Consider the following 5,482-nt stretch of genomic DNA (forward strand, 5'->3'; position numbering starts at 1 on the left):
ATCAGGTGCGTTAAACGAAGCCTGGTCTGATATTTTTGGTGTAACCATTGAGTCTTATCGCAATGGTACCACTTCATCAAGCTGGTTATTAGGTGATGGTTTATATAACACCCCAGGTAAAGCACTACGTTACATGAACAACCCAACCAAAGACGGTCGTTCAAAAGACTGGTATCCAGAAAGATACACCGGTACACTAGACAATGGTGGTGTTCACTGGAACTCAGGTATTGGTAACCTGGCTTATGTATTATTAGTTGATGGTGGAACACATCCTCGTAATAAATCAAATGCACAAGTACCTTCAATTGGTATGGCTAAAGCAGAAAAGATTTTCTATCGCGCTGCAACCACCTACATGAACCAAAACACTAATTTCTCTGGTGCACGTACGGCAACCGCAAATGCAGCTAACGATTTATACGGTGCGGCTGAAAAAACTGCGGTTGAAACGGCATGGTGTGCTGTTGGTGTGGGTAGTTGTCCAACCGGTAATCCTCCTCCCCCACCACCTCCTGGCGGNTCTTAGAAAATGGTGTACCAAAAACAGGATTAGGCGCAAGCACTGGCGAAGAATTATTGTTTACTTTCCAGGTTCCTTCAGGCGCATCTAACATTAACATTGCAATGAGCGGTGGCAATGGCGATGCTGACATGTATGTAAAATTTGGTTCAGCACCGACTGATTCAAGCTACGATTGTCGTCCTTACGAAAGTGGTAACAATGAAACCTGTACCGGTAACCAAACGGGTGGCACTTACTACGTTCGCTTAAAAGCTTACAGCACATTCTCTGGCGTTACTTTAACAGGTAGCTACGATGGTGGTTCTACTCCACCACCTCCTCCAGGCAATGATCCAATTGATGAAACGGTGAGTAACATTAGCGTTAGTCAAGGCCAATGGAAACATTACACTCAAGAATTACCAGCCGGTTATTCAACTATGACAGTGAGTATTTCTGGTGGTTCTGGCGATGCTGACATGTATGTTCGTCGCGGCGCGCAACCAACAAGTTCAAGCTATGATTGTCGTCCTTACGAAGATGGAAATAACGAAACCTGTTCTTTCAACAATCCACAAGCAGGCACTTGGTATATTAGCCTGTACGGTTACTCAACTACTTCAGGTATTACCTTAAACCTTAAAGCCAATCCTTAATTTTAATTAAGGTATTGACAGAGGAGCTTTTGCTCCTCTGTTTTACACACGAAATACAGGTAGTTTCAAGACAATTCTCAAATGACTCTTTCGAGAAAACTAACAGTAAATTTTGGAACAATACACAAATCAATTTTCAAAACATTTCTCGAAATAACTTTCACTATAAAAATATATACGCACCAAGAGGCAACACATGAATAAGAATATTATGACCTTGTTGGCGTTAGGCGGTATGACTTTTCTACCCCCTGCTTTTACGCAATCCCAATCAGCACTGACCAGCCAAGATGATGAAGAAAAACAAGTTTGGGTTTCTATTGGCACTGACGCCTACGATTTAATTACCCAAAAATATACAACACAATTTGATTTTAAACGCGCTAATATCCGTAATGCCAGTCATGGCAATGTCGCCGTTGTGCAAATGGCTGAATCAAAAATTCCACAACTTAGTCAATTAATGCATGATGAATTCCATCGATGTGGTGGTTTTATTTTTCACGACACCTTTACCGAAGCCCATTTATTCGCTACCGCGCCTATGCAAACCACCCCCAGCATTGCGGTTAACTACACCATTAACAATAGTAGCGGCGTCAATGCGTTAGTTAATGAAATGTCAACCACTAACTTAAGCAGTACGGTTAATACTTTAAAGAATTATCACAACCGTTACTACACGCAACAGTCTGGTGTCGATGCTGCTAACTGGATAAAAAGTGAATGGCAATCTATCAGTAATGGGCGCTCTGATATCAGCGTTGAAACTTATGGTCATAGCTGGAGTCAACCATCAGTCATTGCCACTATTACAGGAACAGCTTATCCCAATGAAATTGTGGTTATTGGTGGTCATTTGGATTCAATTAATCAATCCAATCCATCTTCGGGAAGAGCGCCGGGAGCCGATGATAATGCATCGGGAATTGCCGTAGTTACTGAAACATTACGCGCCATTGTAGCAAGCGGCTTTAAACCTGAACGTACTGTAAAAATTATGGGTTACGCAGCAGAGGAAGTTGGCCTGCGCGGTTCAAAAGCCATTGCACAAAACTACAGCTCAACCGGTAAAAATGTTATTGGTGTCGCACAGTTTGATATGAGCGGTTATAAAGGCAATCAAAGTGCTGATATCGTTTTTATCAGTGACTATACCAACAATGCACAAAATCAGTTTATGGGACAGTTGGTCGATACCTATCAGCCCAGCGTATCTCATGAAAACTCACAATGCGGCTATGCTTGTTCTGATCATGCCTCATGGAACAACGAAGGCTTTGCCGCATCATTCCCGGCGGAAGCACGTATCAATAATTCCAATCCCAACATTCATACATCCAGTGATACCTCTTATGATGTATCTCACTCGATTAAGTTTGCTCGACTATCGGCGGCATATATTGCAGAACTGGCTAAGGGTGGAACAGGTGGAACAACACCGCCGCCACCGCCACCACCGCCCGGAAACAAACTGGAAAATGGTGTTGCCAAAACAAATTTAAGTGCAAATACCGGTAACGAACTGAACTACACTTTCGATGTCCCTACAGGTGCAACAAATATTAAGGTAGAAATGAGTGGCGGTACTGGTGATGCTGACCTGTCTGTTAAATATGGTTCAGCACCAACTGATTCTAGCTATGACTGCCGACCTTATAAAAGTGGTAATGCAGAAAGCTGTACTTTAAATCAAACTGGTGGTCGTTACTATGTACGCTTAAAAGCTTATAGCAGCTTCTCTGGTGTTACCTTAAAAGGCAGTTACACTGATGGCTCAACGCCACCGCCACCGCCACCGCCACCACCTGGTAACGATCCGATAGACGAAACCGTCAATAATATTTCTGTTTCACAAGGATTATGGAAGCACTACACGCAAGAATTAGCGGCGGGATATAGCAGTTTGACAGTTGAAATTTCTGGTGGAACAGGCGATGCTGATTTGTATGTTCGTCATGGAACTCAGCCAACATCATCAAGTTATGATTGTCGACCTTACAAAAATGGCAACAGTGAACTTTGTACATTTAACAATCCAGCTTCTGGAACATGGCATATCAGTTTATATGGTTATTCGGCAACTTCTGGTGTGACACTTAATTTGAAAGCCAATTAATAGGTGCTAATAAGCCATTTAAATTTGTCACTTTAACGAAAAGGGGAAGATTAAATCTTCTCCTTTTTTAAATAAATAATTAAGTAAATAAAGTGCCCAATGTTTTCTTGTGAAGGCTTGTTATCCGCAGCAACAGTCTATATATTAGTTCAGAAATTAAACACGTCTATTACTATCATTATCATAAAGTTAATAGCCAAAAATCGCAGTTAATACTTAACTATTACTTACAATAAAAATCTCAAGCAGGCTCACCGTGAATAATCAAAACTTCAAATCTATTCTAGCTTACCCACTCAATCGGTCACGCCAGCTATTTAAAATAACTGCAGTCAGTTTATTATTAAGTATTAGTTTTCAAGTCAGTGCCTTATCGAAAAAACCTCAAGAGACAAAATCAATGAATTCATCAATCAGCCCATCTGTTCAATCACCTATCTTTCTCAACGATGATCTTGGAATAATGAAAAAAAGTGACGCTATCGATTCTCTTAAACAAATATTAAAAAACAGGCCCGCACTTCAATTTAATGACAACATCGACTTTACAATTGAACAGCAATGGATAGATTCATTGAATAAATTACACACTCGTTTTAACCAAACGATTCATCAACTTAAAGTTTATGGCACTAATATGCTGCTACATGCAGACGTTTCGCCTAACAATATACAAGTATCCGATCCAGTCGCTAATATTTATGCTTTGAATGGTACCTTAGCGGTTGACTCCTATCCGTCAGTCACACAAAAAATATTAAAACATAATGATGCAGGTGCCGATGCCACCAAAGCAGCCCAAAAGATCGGTCAATCAACAAGTAAGCCAGAGTTGGCGTTTATTTTCTTAGAAAGTGGGCAAACTAAAATTTGCTGGCGAATTGAAGTTAGCTGGGATAATGGTGCAGGTGATTTTGGTAGAGATGATATTTTCTTTGATACACAAACCGCTGAAATTTTAACTCGCCATCCCAAAATTCAAACATCGGGTGGATTTATACCCAATCATTAGCTTAGTATTTCTGGGTATCACGCTTTATAATTAACCATCAACAACAGATAAATAGATAATGTCAATTTATTATCTATTTATCTGAGTATATTTTACGTCAAAATTAGCTTTTGATATTACACTTTGTTCCTAAACCCCATTTATACTAAATCACCTATTTGGCTTGAGTTTAATTAAGCAATTTCATAATTAAAAAAGCCACATCACTATTTATTTCAGTTTATAGTTACTTATAACAATTAGAATATATTCATTCATAAATGCTATATCAAAAAAACACCTACTTTATTTAAAATAGTATTTTTTCTGGAATGTAAAGACCAACCTTACTGGTCATACCAGAAAGTTATTCCCTAGGGAAATAAGGGGTTATTCGAAAAAAGCCTTTTTTCATGTGAATTATTTACCCTCTAGTTTTGTGACCTATTCACACTATCGGTTTGCTTTTAACTAATTTGGCGAATAATATTTCTTCGCACACTAAATAGTGCCAAGCTAAATTTTTTTAATTTATTTAGCGATACTTTTTCTGAAGCGGATAGAAAAAATTATTTTAATAAAAATTTTAAATTTTCTTTCGCTGATGAATTAAAGGAAACCAATAAAACGGAAATACACCTAATAAAAAAAGTATCTTTCAGGAGAATACAATGAACCGTGAGTTAAAACTAAAAACTCTCCCCGTTATCATTAGCGCAACACTCTCAATGATGAGTTTGAGTGCTACTGCAAACGAATCTTTCTCAATCGCAGTACAACAACAAACAACGAATGGTGCGCCAACTTTTGTTACTGGCAACTTAGGTAGCATGACAGAGAAATCTGCAGCACAATCACTGACCAACATTCTTTCTCAACATGCCGCTTTTGGTTATACAGGACAAGAAAAATTTTCAGTAAAACGTCAATGGGTTGATGAGTTAGGTAAATCACACACACACTTTAATCAAACAATTAACGGCTTAAACGTTTATGGTACCAGCTTGATCATGCATGCCAACTTGACCAATAGCTCTTTAACCAGTACAAGCGGACAAGTTTACGCATTAACGGGTTCACTAGCTGTTGATAATAACGCAGCGACTAATCAAGCTTTCATCAGCGCTAACGACAACGGCGAGCAAGCTAAAACGGCTGCATTATCAATCGGTGATGTCAAAGGTGAACCAGAACTGGCTTACATTTTCCTT

The 5,482-nt window shown here is 39.2% G+C and carries 5 protein-coding genes; all 5 read left to right on the forward strand.

The features are described from left to right. Positions 1–46 precede the first annotated feature (46 nt). The gene (locus ABVT42_RS21465) at positions 47–529 is read left to right on the forward strand and encodes a M4 family metallopeptidase (RefSeq protein WP_465251086.1); all 483 of its coding nucleotides are present in this window, start codon (positions 47–49) and stop codon (positions 527–529) included. 50 nt (positions 530–579) lie between these two features. Continuing rightward, positions 580–1,161 (forward strand): PPC domain-containing protein, encoded by a 582-nt coding sequence (locus ABVT42_RS21470; RefSeq protein WP_367024411.1) that lies wholly within the window; start codon positions 580–582, stop codon positions 1,159–1,161. A gap of 196 nt (positions 1,162–1,357) precedes the next feature. Then, complete coding sequence (locus ABVT42_RS21475; protein WP_367024413.1) at positions 1,358–3,280, forward strand: M20/M25/M40 family metallo-hydrolase; 1,923 nt, start codon at positions 1,358–1,360, stop codon at positions 3,278–3,280. Between the two features lie 400 nt (positions 3,281–3,680). Next, a complete protein-coding gene (locus ABVT42_RS21480) occupies positions 3,681–4,292 on the forward strand; it encodes a hypothetical protein (protein WP_353898019.1) in 612 nt (203 codons plus the stop codon). 650 nt (positions 4,293–4,942) lie between these two features. After that, a partial coding sequence (locus ABVT42_RS21485) for a hypothetical protein (RefSeq protein WP_367024414.1) occupies positions 4,943–5,482 on the forward strand: 540 nt, incomplete at its 3' end.

It is taken from the genome of Aliikangiella maris (assembly GCF_040719265.1).
GTDB lineage: Bacteria > Pseudomonadota > Gammaproteobacteria > Enterobacterales > Kangiellaceae > Aliikangiella > Aliikangiella maris.